The 18,571-nt window shown below is 55.0% G+C and carries 21 protein-coding genes and 1 pseudogene; 11 read left to right on the forward strand and 11 right to left on the reverse strand.

All coding sequences use genetic code 11. The annotated features are described in order from the left end of the window. Nucleotides 1–9: 9 nt before the first annotated feature. The 5 genes from VXM67_RS19420 to VXM67_RS19440 all read right to left on the reverse strand — a co-directional run bounded on the left by VXM67_RS19420 (nt 10) and on the right by VXM67_RS19440 (nt 5,519). Nucleotides 10–828 (reverse strand): hypothetical protein, encoded by an 819-nt coding sequence (locus tag VXM67_RS19420; protein WP_367237305.1) that lies wholly within the window; start codon nt 826–828, stop codon nt 10–12. Nucleotides 829–1,367: 539 nt separating this feature from the next. Then, complete coding sequence (locus VXM67_RS19425; protein ID WP_367237306.1) at nt 1,368–1,949, reverse strand: Mov34/MPN/PAD-1 family protein; 582 nt, start codon at nt 1,947–1,949, stop codon at nt 1,368–1,370. Next, complete coding sequence (locus VXM67_RS19430) at nt 1,847–3,460, reverse strand: E2/UBC family protein (protein ID WP_367237307.1); 1,614 nt, start codon at nt 3,458–3,460, stop codon at nt 1,847–1,849. The genes VXM67_RS19425 and VXM67_RS19430 overlap by 103 nt, the downstream gene beginning before the upstream one ends. A gap of 4 nt (nt 3,461–3,464) precedes the next feature. Continuing rightward, nucleotides 3,465–4,601, reverse strand: a complete 1,137-nt coding sequence (locus tag VXM67_RS19435) for a CBASS cGAMP synthase (RefSeq protein ID WP_367237308.1) — start codon at nt 4,599–4,601, stop codon at nt 3,465–3,467. Between the two features lie 264 nt (nt 4,602–4,865). Further along, nucleotides 4,866–5,519 (reverse strand): hypothetical protein, encoded by a 654-nt coding sequence (locus VXM67_RS19440; RefSeq protein ID WP_367237310.1) that lies wholly within the window; start codon nt 5,517–5,519, stop codon nt 4,866–4,868. 576 nt (nt 5,520–6,095) lie between these two features. On the opposite strand from VXM67_RS19440, the gene VXM67_RS19445 reads away from it, so the two are divergent. Then, nucleotides 6,096–6,926 carry a hypothetical protein gene (locus VXM67_RS19445; protein WP_367237311.1) on the forward strand — a complete coding sequence of 277 codons (831 nt, stop codon included), beginning with the start codon at nt 6,096–6,098 and terminating at the stop codon, nt 6,924–6,926. A 70-nt stretch (nt 6,927–6,996) separates the two neighbouring features. Continuing rightward, nucleotides 6,997–7,131, forward strand: coding sequence for a type II toxin-antitoxin system Phd/YefM family antitoxin (locus tag VXM67_RS19450; protein ID WP_367237717.1), 135 nt, complete (start codon nt 6,997–6,999; stop codon nt 7,129–7,131). Between the two features lie 267 nt (nt 7,132–7,398). On the opposite strand, the gene VXM67_RS19455 is transcribed toward VXM67_RS19450, so the two are convergent. Further along, the gene (locus VXM67_RS19455) at nt 7,399–7,608 is read right to left on the reverse strand and encodes a hypothetical protein (protein WP_021782212.1); all 210 of its coding nucleotides are present in this window, start codon (nt 7,606–7,608) and stop codon (nt 7,399–7,401) included. Between the two features lie 155 nt (nt 7,609–7,763). On the opposite strand from VXM67_RS19455, the gene VXM67_RS19460 reads away from it, so the two are divergent. Both VXM67_RS19460 and VXM67_RS19465 read left to right on the forward strand, forming a co-directional pair. Beyond that, on the forward strand, nt 7,764–8,045 hold the full coding sequence (locus VXM67_RS19460) for a hypothetical protein (RefSeq protein WP_367237312.1): 282 nt from the start codon (nt 7,764–7,766) through the stop codon (nt 8,043–8,045). Nucleotides 8,046–8,405: 360 nt separating this feature from the next. After that, nucleotides 8,406–8,855 (forward strand): 3'-5' exoribonuclease, encoded by a 450-nt coding sequence (locus tag VXM67_RS19465; protein WP_254483662.1) that lies wholly within the window; start codon nt 8,406–8,408, stop codon nt 8,853–8,855. Here VXM67_RS19465 and VXM67_RS19470 read toward each other — a convergent pair. Beyond that, a complete protein-coding gene (locus tag VXM67_RS19470) occupies nt 8,845–9,147 on the reverse strand; it encodes a nucleotidyltransferase family protein (protein WP_367237313.1) in 303 nt (100 codons plus the stop codon). The genes VXM67_RS19465 and VXM67_RS19470 overlap by 11 nt on opposite strands. A 135-nt stretch (nt 9,148–9,282) precedes the next feature. Between VXM67_RS19470 and VXM67_RS19475 the strand changes: the two genes are divergently transcribed. Beyond that, nucleotides 9,283–9,750: a GNAT family N-acetyltransferase gene (locus VXM67_RS19475; RefSeq protein WP_367237314.1), complete on the forward strand. Its 468-nt coding sequence runs from the start codon at nt 9,283–9,285 to the stop codon at nt 9,748–9,750. Nucleotides 9,751–9,776: 26 nt separating this feature from the next. Here VXM67_RS19475 and VXM67_RS19480 read toward each other — a convergent pair. Next, a pseudogene (locus VXM67_RS19480) lies at nt 9,777–9,958 on the reverse strand (hypothetical protein). Between the two features lie 55 nt (nt 9,959–10,013). Beyond that, on the reverse strand, nt 10,014–10,931 hold the full coding sequence (locus tag VXM67_RS19485) for a LysR substrate-binding domain-containing protein (RefSeq protein WP_367237315.1): 918 nt from the start codon (nt 10,929–10,931) through the stop codon (nt 10,014–10,016). A 190-nt stretch (nt 10,932–11,121) separates the two neighbouring features. Here VXM67_RS19485 and VXM67_RS19490 point away from each other — a divergent pair, with 190 nt between their 5' ends. The 5 genes from VXM67_RS19490 to VXM67_RS19510 all read left to right on the forward strand — a co-directional run bounded on the left by VXM67_RS19490 (nt 11,122) and on the right by VXM67_RS19510 (nt 15,972). Further along, the gene (locus VXM67_RS19490; protein ID WP_367237316.1) at nt 11,122–11,871 is read left to right on the forward strand and encodes an SDR family NAD(P)-dependent oxidoreductase; all 750 of its coding nucleotides are present in this window, start codon (nt 11,122–11,124) and stop codon (nt 11,869–11,871) included. 96 nt (nt 11,872–11,967) lie between these two features. After that, the gene (locus VXM67_RS19495) at nt 11,968–13,269 is read left to right on the forward strand and encodes an MFS transporter (RefSeq protein ID WP_367237317.1); all 1,302 of its coding nucleotides are present in this window, start codon (nt 11,968–11,970) and stop codon (nt 13,267–13,269) included. A gap of 18 nt (nt 13,270–13,287) precedes the next feature. Beyond that, nucleotides 13,288–14,136 (forward strand): transketolase, encoded by an 849-nt coding sequence (locus VXM67_RS19500; protein WP_367237318.1) that lies wholly within the window; start codon nt 13,288–13,290, stop codon nt 14,134–14,136. Further along, a complete protein-coding gene (locus VXM67_RS19505) occupies nt 14,133–15,140 on the forward strand; it encodes a transketolase family protein (RefSeq protein ID WP_367237319.1) in 1,008 nt (335 codons plus the stop codon). The genes VXM67_RS19500 and VXM67_RS19505 overlap by 4 nt, the downstream gene beginning before the upstream one ends. Before the next feature lie 661 nt (nt 15,141–15,801). After that, on the forward strand, nt 15,802–15,972 hold the full coding sequence (locus tag VXM67_RS19510) for a hypothetical protein (RefSeq protein ID WP_367237320.1): 171 nt from the start codon (nt 15,802–15,804) through the stop codon (nt 15,970–15,972). Between the two features lie 25 nt (nt 15,973–15,997). Here the strand turns inward: VXM67_RS19510 and VXM67_RS19515 are convergent, their stop codons facing one another. Continuing rightward, a complete protein-coding gene (locus VXM67_RS19515; RefSeq protein WP_367237321.1) occupies nt 15,998–16,207 on the reverse strand; it encodes a hypothetical protein in 210 nt (69 codons plus the stop codon). A 444-nt stretch (nt 16,208–16,651) separates the two neighbouring features. On the opposite strand from VXM67_RS19515, the gene VXM67_RS19520 reads away from it, so the two are divergent. After that, on the forward strand, nt 16,652–17,035 hold the full coding sequence (locus VXM67_RS19520; RefSeq protein ID WP_367237322.1) for a helix-turn-helix domain-containing protein: 384 nt from the start codon (nt 16,652–16,654) through the stop codon (nt 17,033–17,035). 265 nt (nt 17,036–17,300) lie between these two features. On the opposite strand, the gene VXM67_RS19525 is transcribed toward VXM67_RS19520, so the two are convergent. Beyond that, nucleotides 17,301–18,083: an EAL domain-containing protein gene (locus VXM67_RS19525; RefSeq protein WP_367237323.1), complete on the reverse strand. Its 783-nt coding sequence runs from the start codon at nt 18,081–18,083 to the stop codon at nt 17,301–17,303. Nucleotides 18,084–18,571 lie beyond the last annotated feature (488 nt).

Consider the following 18,571-nt stretch of genomic DNA (forward strand, 5'->3'; position numbering starts at 1 on the left):
GGCTTACGTCTACTTCGCTGGATTTTTTACCTGATTATGCCGACGTGCTTGTGCTTGTGCTTGTGCTTGTGCTTGTGCTTGTGCTTGTGCTTGTGCTTGTGCTTGTGCTTGTGCTTGTGCTTGTGCTTGTGCTTGTGCTTTGAGAGCTAAAACCTCACTCTCCAAAATATCAATTTTCTTATCCCTTTCGTAGATGACAGTAGTCTGCGATGAGAGCTTTAGCTGCGTCGCCTTCAACTCGTCATTTAAGCCTTGGTTTTCTTTAACCACATCAGATAGAGCCGTGCTCAGCTTACCTATCAGTTGAGACTGTGCCAGCTCTTCAGCCTTCTTTGAATCTATCGAAGATGATGACGAATAGAATTGCACCATAATCAGCATCGATATAATTATGAAATACAGAACAAGAAGCCATTGAGCGCCCATTTTAGCAAAAAAATATTTTCTAAAAACCCCTTTTGCAACGACTGTTCTCCTGGCAGGAGTTAATTTCTTGCTATACCTCATCAGGCGCCACAAAGATCGCACTTCTTGAATGAATGACTTGGACTTTTTCGTCCCATAAATAAATTTTACTATTGTCCTCTGAGCATAAATCAAGTTCATCAATAACAGTAAAACGCCACCAATCAAGAGGATTATGACTGGAATGTATGAGGTGGTAGGTTGCTGTTCTGCCTTCACCATGTCACGCAACAGCCCTGCACCAAGAATCATCGCACCCGCGATACCAACATTCCGCACATGGTCAAATATGGCTTTGGGGTCTTTCGACAAGAAGCTATCGACCGCCTTCCCAAACGATTTTATTTCTTCTAAAGAAATCATTCATCAAACTCAATTAATACGCCTAAAGTTTATCTCCCCAAGAAGATAGTGAATTATAAGCCATTCATTACCCCAGCACAATCAAGGAGCACCCGCGAATATTTTTCCAGAAGCATAAAGCAAACGACATCTCAACTCTCGCCCGGCAATTCAAAATTTGCAAACACTACTCTCTGCACTGTAGGCCCTCTTTTCTCGAGAGATTAAACCTCCGTGCAAGTGCATCGTAGCATCAAGGCTCTCACGAATAATTGGGCTGTCCTTGAACCGGCACGCCCGCTTGACCTGCGCCGATTTGCAATAACAGTTAGACTGGCCAACGACCGGAATCGAGTTTCCAGATGGGAGAATGGTGAACTGCAGCCGCAGCAGTTGGTGAATGCTCTGCATGGGTTGAGTCTTCTCAATGGGGAGCGCCGTTCGGCCAAGCTGGAAGAGCTACACGGGCGATACGCTGGCACCTACGGGCTAGTTGCTAATTGGTCTCCTCGACTCGCCTTCGTAACGAACGAATGCCAACGGCTTATAGGTTCACTTCCTCACTCGGCGAGAGCATCGTAAGCGTCAGCGAGCACTTGCCGTCTGCCAGTGCTAAACATGTATTCAACATGTAGGCCTTGGCACCCGACAATCACTGCCAGGATTGGCCGACCATCGCGTCGGTCTTTTGCTAGCTTTTCCCATTCACGTAAGTCAATGGATGATGGCATTGGATGATTCTGGGGGTGGGTGTGCCACTCACCAAGATACCGAATCAGTCCATTGCTCTCCCTCCACCGTCTCATGGCAAAACGGTGGTGGAAATAAGGCATGCGTTCAAATAGAAATTTGAAGCGCCTATCCAGCCTTGATGGCTCAGTAGCCTCGATGATCTCGAGATGATCGCCCCGGACATACCCAAGCAATATCCCACCAGCCTCAGTCGAGTCATGGCCTTCTTGGATATACTTTTTGAACACCTGTAACGGCTGACCTCCCAAGTATACGAACTGGTTTGTGCCAGGGCATTTCCACGTATTCAAGAACGGCATGCAGGACACCCCTGACGACGTAGAGGTGAGCAATCTGGAGTCGCAAGCTCGAAGTTCTGATCGGCAAGTCGTGTGCTCAGAGAAGGCCATGGTTTGGAACCAGCCCAAGCTAGCGTTGCGTCAAATCCCAATGCGGCAGCCTGGATGGAAACTGAGGCAGGGAATGGAACATACAAGCCTTCACAACCCTGACCGGCAAAGATAGGTGATACCCCGCTGATTACTGATAGCAACGAACCATCGCGATTGAAGTCGCTGAGACAGCGATAGCACCCTTGCCCCGCGTGCTGTTTGAGCAGTGAGCGCACTGCTACACCGGCACCCTCAATCCACACGTGCAAGATAGGATATGAGACAGCCTTAGCAAGCCAATGACCTAACGCTTCCTCCCCGGTAGCATCAATAACTAGGTCAAGCCCTTCGAGAGGGGCATCCTTTGCGTCCATTTCAATAGGAATTAGATTAGCCAACGGAGCAGGCAGTTTTAGTTCTTTAGCAAGGGCCTTAGCCTTACCCTCCAATAATCGATTTAGACCTAGGCGATGACGACCTACATTTGAGGGCATCAGGAGGTCGTTATCGATCAGCCGAAGCTCGCCACCTCCACTTCCAGCACCCGCTTTCACTAGCATGTCGGCCAAGAAACCGCCGATGGTACCGCACCCTATTAGCCCAATACGCTTACCCAAAAGCGTGGTCTGACCGGGAATGTTGCGCCCAGCAAGGTACTTGTCATCGAGGCGCAGCATCTGCACCGGACGTATAGGACAGTCGAAAATTGGCAACCGTTGATCTGTTGAGCGGCTTGCCTTTGGACGATTTCGTTGAAGCTCACTCACGAGAAAGCCGTAGCTGTAGCCGGTTTTGGGAGACTCGATCGTAATCAAGACGCCTCGCTTACGAGCTCGGTAAGCCGAAACGATCTTATCGCGCACTTTACGCCTACATGCTTCATCCATTTCCCTCTGCCAATCCAGTACCTGCGCGACCGTCTCCGGCGGCCAATCTCTCTGCAATGGTCTCGGCGCAGCAGCGGACGTGATCATTTCGATACGCACATCGACGCTAATGATCGTTCTGCCTGAACGCGCAAATTTAACTTTGCTTCGTTCAGCGCTATCGGTGAGAACATACATCTTGTTGTCCGACAGCTGGAGCACCTCCAAACTGCCAGAAGATCGCCTCTCGATGTCACACAAGCAGTAGATGCCTTTCCAGTAAGCGAAAAACTCCTCCTGGAGATCTTCAACCATTTTGCCGGACACGATTTGCTCGAGTACGTGGATGGCTTGCCGTAGAGAAGTTATAGTTTGCCCAACGGGATCGAAGATATCGATCACCTCTGTCCCTGGCGCGGCATAACAAAGGTACCCGTCCGACCCCACATGCGGCAGCACCTTGGGTAGATTCTCGGGCAACCGAGTAAGCCAGATATCCAAAGGCTGAGTAAACGACTTGTCGATCCAGACTTCGCAAGGAACATCACCCTGGCTAGTGGGCAATGAACCTTTCATCGCCAAATACGCGGGATCCGGCTGGGGATCCACTTTCGTGAACCCCCAGCCGATCATATGGCGCAATACCTCGGGCATTGCATCCATAAAGTCAGCCCGCTTTGGTACGTTTTACCGGCTCAGCTGGCCCTGCCAGAGGGGGAATCGCAGCCATGAAAGACGGTAATGCTTCTGTGTTGGCCTTCATGCGATCTGGATCATTAGGGAGCCGGTCGCCCAGCATTTCAAGCAGCCAATTGAACGCGACCTGTGAGTCGGTTGCCTCAATTGCACCTTCGAGATAACGCGCAAAGGTCTCGAATCTCTCCACAGCTTCAGCGATGGATTCCTTGGACATATGCTCGGTCAGAGACGACTCCGGGTCGATGGGGCTCGCTACGCCGGCCTGCAAAGCAGCAGGGATTCCCTTGACAATGTGCAGAAGAGCGCGATCATCCCGCTTCTCGAAACGCTCATACAGCGGACATGCTATCGCCATCAACAGAATGGAACTTGGGCCCTTTTCTTCCCACTGCTTGTCGCGGAATGCCTTGAGATAACGAACCACACGTACAAGTTGATCCTTACCTTCCACCTCAGCTTTGAACCAATCTTTCATAGCCATAGGGTCAGACTTACGCCAGCCCTGCTCGCGATCGGCCAACAAAATCTGATCAGAGGGCAGTGTCTTCCAGGTCTGCTGCTCTGCGTTCATCGCCGAGTCAAACGCTCTGCCCTCAATGCTTTCAAGGCCAGCCTTCAGAAGCATAAATCGAGTGTCTGGGATGACGTAAAGCGGGAGGTCAATGTGAGCATATTCCGAAATTGTCACTCGCACGCAAGTGGTCTTGCTCTCGGTACGCCAGCCTTTCGAATCGCAAATAGGCTTGAGAACCTCAGTGACGGCTTCGAAGAACAGCTCAATCGCGAGCTTAGGGCTGCTCTTCTCTCTCATGACGCTCAGAGGGAGGTACACACCATCATCGATATCAGACTGCTGAGGTGGGGTGATGCAAGGGCTATTCAGCGTCTTGTAGGCACGCGAGCCTTGAATGTAGAACCTCGGTTGGCAGATATCGCCTTCTAATCCCTTGTCGCGTAGGACATTCGACAGATCAGCTTTCAGAGCAACTCGAATCTCTTTACGAGCGCCGTCAATCTCCCCCAGTTGCTCCGCAGAGAGGTCAAGTTCATCTAGGAAACAGGTATCCCCGGTGGTGGTGTACAACAACGGACTAAAATTTGGCATAGCGTCTCCGCTCAAAGGGTAATGAACGATGCCTGCAGCAGTTGCTGACCCCTCAAAACGGGACTGCCAAACGCCCCCGCATTTCCGAATCTTGCGACTGCATCCCCACGCCGACTTCGCTCCAAAGGGTGCAATCTACGGTTGAAAATCAGCTACCTTGCTTGACGACACACGTGAGACACCATGTTGCCATCACACCACATGTAGATCAATAGAAAAGCAAAGGCACCACATATGGTGCCCTCTAGCGTTGTCTTCATATGTCTAAGCACTTCTGGTAAACGTGATGGTTCCCGCTGTATTCAGCCCCTCCGTCCACTTCCGATCAGTAAAATACGTGCCCTCCATGACGAGGCCTTCACCGCGTTCTTTGACAAAAACTCGTGCGGCACCTGTATGGGTGTTCGTGTCCGTTGCCACAGGAACCTGGGTGTAGTTAACGTACATGTAATTCAGCTCTATCAACCCCATCTGCTCGCTTGGTCGGACAGAGACGCTGATGGTTTTGGAGTCGGAATACCTACTTTCGGAAACGAATTCCATCTGCACCCTGGAAAAGCGAGCTTTTATCTTCACCCTCCCTTGTACGGCGTGAAGCAACGCACCGTCACCCTGGCCAAGCCACTTCTGCATTACCCCCCAGTTCGATTGCAGTTGGACATCCCATTCACCATCAATTGGCGGCAGGAATTTGCGGATGAGCGGAGCCCGGCATAACCACACAAACAAGGGCGTTTCACCAAGCACATAGAACACGATGCTGCCCCACCATACCGCTGACATCACTGGTCGTTGAAGCCCCTGCAATGGGCCATCCAAAAGCGCTTGCAAATTGTGGAAATTCAATAGAAGAAAAACAGCCAAGCATGTGATGGCGAAGGCTGAAAGTGTCTTGGTAAGCCCAATGACCTGATACATGCCATTCCTCAAAATGATCTCTGAATCCCATACCCTATACCCTCGCTATCGCGGAGTACATGAGGCATGCGTGGTGCTCGCGGCCACCTGGCAGGCTAGCGCCCCTCCCCGTAACCGCCGATCTTCGTGAGCGGGCCAGCCGACCCTCTTCTACGGAGGTAAGATAGAAGAGATTAAGCGTTAGACTCTGTTAATCGCCGCCTAGGCGTGCCCCACGGGGGCGGCTGTACTGAACCGCACCCTGGCTTCGCTAGGTTCCGGCCCTATCGGGCTTCCATCTTCTCGCCTCTAGCCCATCGTGAGCCGGCGCACTCCGCTTGCGGTCGTTTCTGATACCCGAGCATCCTCCCCCCGTCAAACTAATCTGGCGATGCCCTTTCCGCAGCCTGTTGCGGAGTCATTTTGGCTGACTTATGATCAGGCCAGGCGGTGATGGTCGCCTGGCGCCTGTTTCGCGAAGCAATAGCCCATCGTAGATACACCCTTTCGTTTTACATCGGCATGTCCCTAACCAGGCGCTGCCCGGTGAACAGGCAATCGGTAACCAAAGCGTCGAATGGTTTTGGAGACTTTGCTATGTCCGATTTTTCCCCTCTCAGCATCATCAAATCGCAAGCCAAGCAGCATGCTCGTGAACACGACATGAAGCTTTCTGCTGCCCAAGAAGCGCTTGCGCGTCAGGCAGGGTTCGAGGAGTACCACGAGCTCGTTGTCGTCGCCCGGCGAAACCCCATGGATCCTCGGCTGATGCTCGCCGCCTTTGGCGTGCGTGATTTCAAGGACGCGATTGACGAGGACGATGTGTTCTCCGAGCTGGATCAAGAGCTGAATCACATGCTGTCCGGCGCGATGGACGAGACTAACGCCAGTGAGTTCACCATCGGTGAAAGCGAGGTGGAGTCAGCCGCCTATGACGATGCGACTGGCGTACTCAGGTTGGGCATGTCTATCGACTGGGAAGGCAAACAGGATCCTGACCGTGTGTACTACGGCAGGGTTTTCTTCCTCAAGGCGGATGTTGACCTGATTCGGCGGGACGGCAGGTGGTCGCTCGGGGAATACGGTGTTTCCGTCACCGGGAGCGAAACGGATGCAGACCGTGATCGCAGGACTGAATGGGAGTACATGGAGCACCAGCAGGCCGCTGAAAGCGAGGAGCACCGCCCCAGCATGAGCATGGCGCAAGCGCTGGCCAATGAGCTGAAGATATCGCTGAAGGATGCGGAGCTTCTGGCAGACGCCGAAGTAACCGCGAACACCTCGGATGACGGGATGATCTACAGCTACTGGGTGGACGTTGAGCCGTATGCCGAGGGAGCGCTTCGGGATGATCTGCTGGCCCGGTTCGGCACCTTGGAGATCGAGTTGGACGTCAACTTCTTCGACGACATCCATCCTGAAATGTAAGTGAACTGGGGGTGGTCGGCTGATGAGCTGGTCACCTTCAACTCAGTTCTGCGAGAGTGAGGGCTTCGGCATGCAGGTGATCAGCGCAACGCAGGCAAGACGGCGTTTCCGGAGGATCATGAAGCTCCTGCAGCAGGGGCACTCGTTCGTGATCACCAAGAACGGTAAGCCGGCCTGCAAGCTTGTGCCGCCTGAGGTTCCGTGACATGCGCACGGTGTGCGGAAAAACCCGCTAAGAAATCCGAAAAAACCAGGATACTTCCTCGCTGTAAGCCAGGCGTGGCGAGGGCTCTAGGGTTTTCTTGAATCCGCAAATTTGCTGGCTCGGCCCTGCGGGCGCAGCTGTCGTACACCAAACCCTGGCTGCGCCCGGTTTTGGCCCTACGGGCTTCCATCCTCTCGCCTCTGGCCCTTCGGGCCGGCGCGCTCCGCTTGCAAATTTGCCAACAAACGCAAAGACCACTGCGATCCACTAATGGACTGACTGCCCAAGCGTGCCAGCCTTGTGCAACTGGTAGTCGATGACGGTTTGATACAGGTGATCAGCCTCGAGGCGGAGCCTTTCGATCTCCTCGGCTGGTCGCCCTTCATCCACAGCCTTTTGATGGGCACGGACGGCTTGGAGAGCCTGCTGCAAGAGCGGCTCGCCGGCCTCTGCCATGCCCAGGATCGTTCTCTTCATCGCGACCTCTTACTGCGATGGGCGTTCAAGTGCTCGAGCTCTTGGTGCCACACCGCTACAAACTTCTCGAAGTCGCGCAAATAGGGCCCCTCTGCCAGGCGGGTAGACCCGACACTCGCCGCTCGGAAGCGCTGCAGCCACGGCTCAGGGATGCTGTGCTCAGCGATCAGCTGGACGCCGTTGTGGAGCTTGGTGATGACGACATCGACGAGTTCCTGGGCCGAGAGATGATCACCAGCCGCGACGTCTTGCAGGGCTTGGTCAACCTCGTCGAGCTCAGCCAGCACTATTTCAGCGCGAGCGTCTCCAGGCTGGAAGTCGGCAAGTGCCCACAACGCTCTGCGCCTCGCGATCTCCAGGCTCCGCAGCCGATGATCAATCGTCACATCACTTCTCCCTGCCGCAGGTGGACGTCACAGGCCAAGTTCGACTTCTAACTGCGATCCCCGCAAGGTACGGGTGAGCTCGCCTCTCGGCAGTCTTGCCAGGATTCCATCGGCGAGGTCATTGGCGTGCCGGGCGTACAACGTGACTACACCTGGTACAGGCACGCGATCTGGAACGAGGGCCCCGACTCGCACCTGGGCAATTTTCAGTATATTCACGACATCTGCGGGTAGCGTGTCGGTCGACAGGTGCTCGACGGTCGGCCTTGTGGGAGGGCTCGCACCGTCCCACAGATCTACAATCGTTTCCAACAGCTTTTCGGGGCCGAAATACGCCAAGGCGATTTCCCACAGGCAGCCTTCCTGGGACAACTTCAGGCGGGCCCTAGTCATTGCAGAGGTTCCAACAGCATGAGGCTCTTTCTGGATTGTGAATTCTCTCAGCTCAGCGCGCAGGCGAAGCTGATCTCCCTGGCTCTGGTTGGCCAGGATCGCCGGGAATTCTACGTCGAAGTGGTCGACGCGTGGCGAGAAGAAGACTGCAGTGAGTTCGTGAAGGAGATCGTACTGCCGCAGCTCTGGGGAGGTGAGTACGCCATGCCGATTATCGAGGCCAGAGCGGCGCTCCTGCGGTTCCTGGCTACCTACGACGAAGAGCTCGAGGTTGTCACAGACGCACCAGCCTACGACTGGGAGCTGTTTTGCGAGCTCGCCTATCAAGATGGGAAATGGCCCAAGAACGTCAGAAACTTTCCCACTGATGCCACGACACTGGCCGCGACGAACGATGGGGAAGATCTGCCTCACCATGCCCTGCTGGACGCGAGGATCATCGCAAGCATGTTCACAGCTAGAGCGTAACCATTTCCTGCTCGATGGATTGCCTGAGGTGCTCAGGCATGTTGTTGCAGACGTGGAAATCGACTGGCACTCCCACCATGGCCTGGAGCTCATCCTCGAGCTCGGCGATGTCGAACAAGGAAATCTTGCCGGCCATTGCTGGAGGGATGGTGGCGAGCAGATCGAGGTCACTCCCTTCGTGATCATCGCCTCGAGCGGCAGAGCCGAAGAGTTTGGGTTCAATGAAGCCATAGGCCTCGATCAGTCGCCGGATGTCCGCTTCCTTCCCTCGTATCGCGTCAGTGGGCCTCATATCTTTCTCCTTACGGCCTCGCTGGTTAAGTGTACAGACGGATACGCCTTGGCAGGCGCTTGTCGATAATCGCTGCAGCTAGCTCCCAAAAGGCATCTACACTCGTTTTTCTAGCCAGCGACCGAGGTCAAAACGATGCCCACACTACCTCCGATTGAGGCCAGTGACGAAGAATGGCGCGCCTTTGCCGAAGAACGCTGTGAGGAGCTCAAGCCTCATGTGGCGGAGTTCATCCTGGAAAGGTTCACGTACAAGCCCAGGTACGTCCAGCAGCGGGTGTGGCGAACCTTCGCGACCGTCTCGGCCCTGAGCCTACAGTTCGACATCTACATCCGTATGTTTGTGAAACCGAATGACTACTGGCCAAGGGAGTGCCTCGTCCTGGCTCGGATCGGCTTCATGAAGGAACGTGTTGGGCATGGTCGAGCGCTGGTGCAGCGCCTGGTGGAGTTGGCTCCCCAATTCGGCTATCGCTACTTGGCCATCGAGTCTGCCAATGCCAACGCATCAGCGTTCGCTGAAAGGCTGGGATTCAGCCCACGCGACAATGGACGTCACTGGATCGGTACGGTCGACGACGTGCAGAAAGCCTTGAATAGCTGATAGGTAGGACGTGGTCAGCCAACGGCTCAATGGCCTTTCTCTGCCGGCCCACCCAGGGCTCGAAGCTGATAATCAGTGGCGGCTTGAAAGCGATGCTCGGCTATCAACCGCAGACGCTCCAGCTCGATCCCCACGACCCCATCAGCTTCGGTCTGATGGTAGAACTTCAGCGCCTCCACAGCCTCACTGGACAGGGATGGTCAGGCATGAGCACCGCGCTCGAATCTCGGCCCGCAGTAGTTATATTAGTAGGTAGCGCGGCTTCAAAACACAAAGTTGTGCCCTAGCTCGCTCTCCATCCACTCCAAGAACCTCCTGACGCGCGGAAAGCTTGAGTGAGCTTTGGGAAAAACTAAGTGATGCGCTGCTACTGAGGCCGTCAAGCGCTCGGGCGCCACCTCTACGAGCGCTCCTGATGCTAAATATTTCTGGGCTAGCAAAGTGCTTTCCAAGGCAAAGCCCAGACCATGACTTGCCGCTTCAAGCGTCATGTAAGAGCGATCAAAACTCAACGCATAGGGATGCTCCGGACGCGCCAGGCCATGCTGAGCGAACCACGCGGGCCACTTTAGCAGTGTGGCCTCCGAGAGAATCAAGTCCAGTTCAAGGAGATCCGCAGCCTGAGTAACCGGATACCGGGCAAGCAACGAGGGAGCTGCCAAAACCGCAAACGTTTCGTGTCGGACAGTACGCACCTCATAGCTCGGCCAATTGGGATGCCCGTGACGGATATCGACGTCGATCTTGTCTCTGCTGAAATGCAACGACTCATAGGAGCAGGAAAGGTTGATCTGAATATCAGGGTGGCTATTGCGAAACGCTTGCAGACGGGGCATCAACCAGAGCAAGCCGAAACTAGGTGACGAATGCAATCGCAGACAATCCAGGCTCACATCACTGGCTGCACGCTCAGTGGCCATCTCAAGGCTATGCAGCAAGCCTGAAACGTCTTTCAGATACTGCTCACCTACTGGCGTCAGTGTCACCCCACGTGCTGCCCGAACAAACAGCTGACGCCCTATCAGCGCTTCGAGTTTGGCCAGTTGGTGACTGACGGCGGAAGGTGTCAGATCAAGCACTTCAGCCGCCCTTGCCAGATTTCCGAATCGAGCGGTTTGTTCGAAGGCTTGAATAGCTCTCAACGGTGGGAGGTCAATGGGTGCACGGTCGTCTTGGCTCATAGCTGCTCTCACTCGATTTTTATCGCTGTCCAGGCCACATCGGATTCAACCATCGGATGTGCAAGTTGGCGAGGGGTGAATTTTATTCACCCACCAGTGACGTTTACATAATTGCTCGAGCGGCTGCAAGGGAACACTCTGAATCATCGATCATCGAGTCGAACCATAAAAACAATCAGAGGTACTCATCATGCTGCTTCAAGGTAAAGTTGCCATCATCACTGGCGCTGCATCCGAGCGAGGGATCGGTCGAGCCACGGCCATCACCTTCGCTAAAAATGGCGCCAAAGTCGTAATCGTAGATCTCGATGAATCCTCGGCACGTGATGCTGCTGAAACGCTGGGTGAAGGCCATCTAGGGCTGGGAGCAAACGTCGCTGATGAAGCGCAGGTGAAATCCGCCGTCGCTAGCGTTCTGGAACACTACGGACGTATCGACGTTCTGGTCAATAATGCGGGGATCACCCAGCCTATCAAGACCCTGGATATTCGCTCCTCTGATTACGACAAGGTGCTGGACGTCAGCTTGCGTGGCACCCTCCTCATGTCGCAAGCGGTGATCCCGACCATGCGAGCCCAATCAGCAGGCAGCATTGTATGTATGTCGTCTGTTTCCGCCCAGCGTGGGGGCGGCATCTTTGGTGGCCCACACTACAGTGCTGCCAAAGCCGGCGTGTTAGGCCTGGGTAAGGCCATGGCTCGGGAGTTTGGCCCAGACCAGATTCGCGTCAACTCCATCACTCCTGGCCTGATACACACCGACATCACAGGTGGCCTCATGCAAGACGAGCGTCGACACGCAATCATCGAGGGCATCCCGTTGGGCCGCTTGGGTGCAGCCCAAGACGTGGCCAACGCTGCACTGTTCCTTGCCAGCGATCTTTCCTCCTACCTCACCGGTATAACCCTGGACGTGAATGGCGGAATGCTCATTCACTGAGTTCACGTAGGCTGTCGACGGCCTGCCCTGTTCTGAATCGATGACCCACCCGGCATTACCGCTGGGTGGTCTATAAAAACAAGAGATCAGACTGTCATGATTACTACAATGCCAATCGACGCGGCTTCGACCGTGCGTTCGAATGCATACCGCAAAACGGCCTGGCGGCTCATGCCTTTCCTGATGCTGTGCTACCTGTGCGCGTATCTGGATCGGGTGAATGTCGGCTTTGCCAAACTGCAGATGATGAACGACCTTTCGCTGAGCGAAACCGTTTACGGTTTGGGCGCTGGCATGTTCTTCATCGGCTACTTCCTCTGTGAGGTGCCCAGCAATCTGATCCTGCATAAAGTCGGCGCGCGGCGCTGGATTGCAAGAATCATGATTTCCTGGGGCATCATCTCTGCCCTCTTCGCCTTCGTCGAGACCGCCTGGCAGTTCTACGCACTGCGTTTTCTGCTGGGGATCGCCGAAGCAGGCCTGGCCCCCGGCCTGCTGCTTTATCTGACTTATTGGTTCCCCTCCTACCGGCGCGCCAAAATGACCGTGCTCTGGTTTGTGGCTATCCCTTTGTCGGGCATGATCGGCGGCCCGCTGTCAGGCTGGATCATGAATCAGTTCGCGGGTGTTCACGGCTGGGCAGGTTGGCAATGGATGTTCGTGCTGGAAGCAATCCCTACGGTGATCGTAGGGCTGCTGGTACTGAGCTATCTCAAAGACGGCGTGCATCAGGCCACCTGGTTGTCCGATGAAGAAAAAGCGCTGATCAATAAGGAATTGGCCGAAGACAACAGCCATAAGGTCACTCATGGATCGCCACGCGAGTTCATCCGTGACAGCCGCCTATGGCTACTGGCATCCATCTACTTCTGCGTGGTCATGGGCCAGTACGCAATCACCTTCTGGCTACCAACCCTAATCCGCAATGCCGGGGTTTCCGATCCACTGCACATCGGCTTGCTGACCAGCCTGCCATACATGTGCGCCATCGCAGCAATGTTGCTTATGGGGCGCAGCGGCGACAAGCATCGCGAACGTCGCTGGCACCTGATCGTGCCAATGCTCGCTGGGGCCGTCAGCCTGACGCTTGCGGCAATGCTTGGCGGTAACCTGCTGCTGTCAGTGCTGAGCCTTTGCGTAGCCGCCGCCGGCGTGCTTTCGGCTTCATCACTGTTCTGGATGCTACCAACCACTTTGCTTGGCGGGGTCTCTGCGGCGGCAGGCATCGCCGGCATCAACAGTTTCGCCAACCTCGCGGGCTTCTGTTCCCCCTACTTGATCGGCTGGATTACTACCACGACCGGTTCTAGCGCCATCGGCATGTATCTGATCACCGGCGTGCTGTGCATCGGCGCGTGCCTGGTGCTGCGTATTCCAGCCGCTTCGGTCAATCGTTAACTACTCGGAGTTATCACAATGGCTGTCAATGCCTCAAATATCGGGCTCTCGGCTCTGACCGAGCGCGCCTTCAACATTCGCCGCCATGCTCTGCGCATGGGCCAAGTGCAAGGCCAAGGCTACGTCGGCCAAGCACTTGGAGCTGCCGATCTGCTGGCAGTGTCGTACTTTCACGCACTGCGCTACCAACCGCAAAACCCTGAATGGGAAGAGCGTGACCGGTTTTATCTGTCGATCGGTCACTACGCCATTGCCCTATATGCAGCGCTGATCGAGGCCCAGATCATCCCCCTCGACGAACTCGAAACCTACGGTTCAGATGACAGCCGCTTGCCGATGTCAGGCATGGCGGCCTACACGCCAGGCATGGAAATTACCGGTGGCTCCCTCGGCCACGGACTGGGGATTGCCGTTGGTGCTTGCCTAGGTCTGAAACGCAAAAAATCAGATTCGTTTGTCTACAACCTGTTGTCCGACGGCGAGCTAAACGAGGGTTCGACCTGGGAAGCTGCAATGTCGGCCTCGCACTGGAAGCTCGATAACCTGATCGCGATCATCGACGTCAATAACCAGCAGGCCGATGGGCATTCGAGTGAAGTCTTGGCCTTCGAGCCCATCGTCGACCGCTGGCAAGCGTTCGGATGGTTCACCCAACGCGTGGATGGCAATGACATCGGGTCATTGGTTACAGCCTTCGATGCAGCACGGAGCCACAAAGGCCCACAGCCTCGGGTCATTATCTGTGATACCAAAATGGGTAAAGGCGTCGACTTTCTTGAAAGCCGCGAAAAGACGCATTTCATCCGCGTCGATGAAAATGAATGGGATCTGGCACTGAAAAACCTGAAGGTCGGGAGAAACGTATGAGCCGCGTAAACACTACCGAAACCGGTAAGAAACGACTAACGACATCGGCAATGATTGCCTCTATCGCCGCCGAAGGTCAGGCAACACGCTCTGCGCCATTCGGCCATGCGCTGGCTGCACTTGCGGATCAGCGCTCGGATATCGTCGGTCTTTCTGCGGACTTGTCGAAGTACACCGACCTTCATATTTTCGCCAAGGCCCACCCAGATCGCTTCTATCAGATGGGTATGGCTGAACAATTGCTCATGAGCGCTGCTGCCGGCATGGCGCGTGAAGGCTGCGTGCCGTTTGCAACGACTTACGCTGTTTTCGCTTCACGGCGGGCCTATGACTTTATCTGCATGGCGATCGCCGAAGAAAACCTCAACGTGAAAATCGTCTGCGGGTTGCCAGGCCTTACCACCGGTTATGGGCCAAGCCACCAAGCGACCGACGACCTGGCGATCTTCCGCGCTATGCCAAACCTGATGATTGTCGATCCCTGCGATGCCTTGGAAATCGAACAAGCGGTGCCAGCCATTGCCGAACACCAGGGCCCCGTGTACATGCGCCTGCTGCGTGGCAACGTGCCGCTGGTGCTCGACGAGTACGGCTACAAATTCGAGATAGGCAAGGCCAAGACGCTACGCACCGGCAGAGATGTGCTGATTATCTCAACCGGTTTGATGACCATGCGCTCGCTGGAAGCGGCAGCACAATTGCAAAAGGACGGGATTGACGTGGCCGTGCTACATGTACCGACGATCAAGCCTTTGGATGAGCAAGCAATTCTCGGCGAGGCCCGTAAATCCGGGCGTTTGGTGGTGACCGCCGAGAATCACTCGATCATCGGCGGCCTTGGTGAAGCGGTCGCAGGTTTGCTGCTGCGCAACGGTGTGGCACCCACCTTCCGTCAAATTGCTCTGCCGGACGCTTTCCTCGATGCCGGGGCATTGCCAACGTTGCATGATCGGTATGGCATCTCTACTGAGGCGGTTTGCGCTCAGATTAAAAGCTGGATGTGACCCAAAGGAGGGCAACTCCGCCCTCCTGCTTTTAATGAAAAGAAGGAAAATAACCAGAAGGTCACTGTCATGTTGAGTGTCGGTGCTGATTGAAAACTGACCCACCCTGCCTATTGAAAAATGACCCAGGGCTGCTTGCCGATTTAGACCCTGGTAATTGCGGATAAGCCTAGCAGTCGACAGCGTCGTAAAAGTGCTGCCCCTGCACTCAGCAAAGCCAGGCCAAAGAGGCCAAACCGGGTCGTCCTCCGCCTCGATATCCTGCCGCCTCCAATCCCTCGCCTGGATCTTGATCTTGGCCACCAAGGTGCTGCTTTATAGGCGGTACGATTAATTCTCCGTCTCGACGCTTTGGCAGTTGCGTGTCAATCGGTCGAGCAAGGCAGTGGTCATCTTGGCATCGGCTGTATGGATGCACAGCCCTTCAAATATGCGGGTTTCAGCCTCGCCGAACTGTAACATTTGGCAATACTTTCCCGTTTTGTCCCCTACCAGAGCCCCTCGACATGGCGAACCTTTGCGACCGCGTCGGCGCTGCGCACGCAGTTTCGACATCTACGTCCGCATGTTTGTGAAGCCAAATGACTACAGGCCAAGGGAGTGCCTCGTCCTGGCACGGATCGGCTTCACGAAGGAACGTCCTGGGTATGGACGAGTGCTGGTGCAGCGCCTGGTGGAGCTAGCTCCCAAATTCGGCTATCGGTACTTAACCATCGAGTCTGCCAATGCCAACGTATCAGCGTTCGGCGAAAGGCTGGGATTCAGCCCACGCGGCAATGGCCGTCACTGGATCGGTGCGGTCGACGACGTGCAGAAAGTCTTGAATAGCTGATAGGTAAGACGTGGTCGGCCAGAGCTCAATGGCCTTTCTCTGCCGGCCTGCCAAGGGCTCGAAGCTGATAATCAGTGACGGCTTGAAAACGATGCTCAGCCATCAACCGCAGACGCTCGAGCTCAATCCCCACCACTCCATCAGCCTGGGCTTGATGGTAAACCTTCAGCGCTTCCATAGCCTCGGTGTACAGCGGATGGTCGGGCAAGAGTACCTTGCTCAGATCTCTTTTCACGATCTCCCCCTTTCGCCGTTGCTACACCCATCAGCTTTTCACACCACCGGCTGAGCAGCCGCAAACAGATCACACATGATTTTGTTCGGTTGACTGAGGTCGAGCAGCAGAACCTCTGCCTTGCTGCAGCGTAAGCACTCCAGGTGCACCCGCTCCACACCCTCCTCCGCTGCCTTTGTCACTTGCACACCCAAGACCCCCGTAAAAAGACTAGGGAAGCGGAGCGCAGGCGGGAAAATGAAAGCCCATATCGCTCGTCTTGCCTAAAGAAGTACAAATGTTCTCCTGCTGAGCTCTGCGGGATATACTGGATGCATTAACAGCTAATCGACGGGGTGGGCGGCCCCTGCTCAACGCCAGACCTGGGACAGAGAAGCTATTACCTGATGGCCAGTCTATGTTCCGTGGTTTTATCAAAGGCACGTCCACTCGCAGAGGTCGCACATGTCACTTAAGTCGTCGTTCTCCATTGTTCTCCGTGCGCTTCGCAGCAAGCGAAACATCACGCAGCGGGATTTCGGTGATACGAGTCGGACATTCGTGTCAAAACTCGAAGGGGGTAAATCCAGCCTGACTCTGGATAAGCTTGATCAGGTGAGTCAGCGCCTGGAGTTGAGCCCACTGACGTTGCTGACGCTTACTCTCAGTTTGAACACCGGAAAATCATCAGCGGAGCTTATCGAACAACTTCGTTTGGAAATTGAGAACTTGGATGGTGACGGTGGCGTACCGGGTCTGGAGGAGCTTAGACGTCCTAGCGGTATGGGCTTAGCTCAAACTTCGCACCTGACATTCGAGAATGGTCAAACCCATGTCATCAATCGATAGCCTGCCGTTGAAAATGTAAGCGATCAAAGGGAGGTAGACACCACCCTGGACGTGCCCCCTTCCGGGGTACGGCTGTCGCACACCGCACCCTGGCTTCGCTAGGTTGCGGCCCTTCGGGCTTCCATCCTCACGCCTCTGGCCCGTCCGGGGCCGGCGCGCTCCGCTTGCTTGGGACTGCTCCATTACAACTGAAGCCACGAGACTGGTGATTAATCCGCACGGGGTTCACGAAGGCTAGGATAAGGGGGCGTTATCAGGCCCAAGGTCAAGAAAGCCGCTCAATCAACGGCAATCCATTCACCTGCGGTCGAGCGAACAGATACCCTTGCATCAAATCAATCCCCAGCGCCAACAGCGCTTGGCACTCTTCGTCAGTCTCAATCCCCTCGGCAATAAGCGTAATGCCCAACCGCTCGGCCACCAAAACGATACCGGCGACGATGGCCTGGCGAACCGAGTCCTGGTTGATTCCCCGAGTGAGAGCCATATCCAGCTTGAGTACAGCAGGCTGAAATTCTGCGAGTAGATTCAGCCCTGAGTACCCCGAGCCGAAATCGTCTATTGCAGTGGTGAAGCCCTGCCGCTCGTACTCCTTGAAGATCGATTTCAAGTGTTCAGTGTCTTCGATCCGCTCGCCCTCGGTCACTTCGAACATGAGCAGATTGGCGGGGAAGTCGAATCTTCGAGTAGCCTCTAAGGTAGCCCGGATACAGGTGCTAGCACGGTAGACGGCGTTGGGCAGAAAATTGATGCTCAATTTACACTCTTTCTGCCGCCCCAAGCCCAGCCCAGCCGCTTGCTCGATGGCCTTCACACGACAGGCCTGATCAAAACGGTACAGATTGTCGGGCGATACCTTGGCCAAAATGTCCGCAGCGCTTTCACCGTTCAGTCCGCGAACCAGTGCCTCATAGGCGAACGGCCTACCTGAAGGCACATGGATTATGGGCTGGAACGCCATGGTAATTTCGATATCCAGGATAGCAAGGTCACGACATTGGGAGCATCCAATCGCTAAAAAGGGCTGAGGGAAAACAGGTTTGCTCATGGGATATCGTCGAGGTTACGGAGTATGGCTTTGCAGAATGCTTGAATCTGCATCTCAAGCCAATCTCCCCCTACCCAATCCATCTCAGTGGATTGATCGGCCTAGCATACCGGCCTTGTGTAACAGGTAGTCGATGACGGTTTGATACAGATGATCAGCCTCGTGACGGAGCCTTTCGATCTCCTAGGCTGGCCTCCCTTCATCCACCGCCTGCTCATGGTCACGGATCGCTTGGAGAGCCTGCTGCTATAGCGGCTAGCCGGTTTCTGCCATACCCAGGATCGTTCTTTTCACTGCGACCTCGTACTGGATCTGTGGGCCCGATGGGCGTTCAGGTGCTCAAGCTCTTGGTGCCACACCTCCACGAATTTCTCGAAGTCGCGCAGATAGGGCCCTTCTACCAGGCGGGTAGATCAAACACTCTTCTACGTGGAAGTGATCGACGTGATCGCTGTAGTACCAGAGCGGCTGGCTCCAGCGGATGAAAC

The organism is Pseudomonas sp. Rh2, from assembly GCF_040762985.1.
In the GTDB taxonomy this organism is placed as follows: Bacteria; Pseudomonadota; Gammaproteobacteria; order Pseudomonadales; family Pseudomonadaceae; genus Aquipseudomonas; species Aquipseudomonas taiwanensis.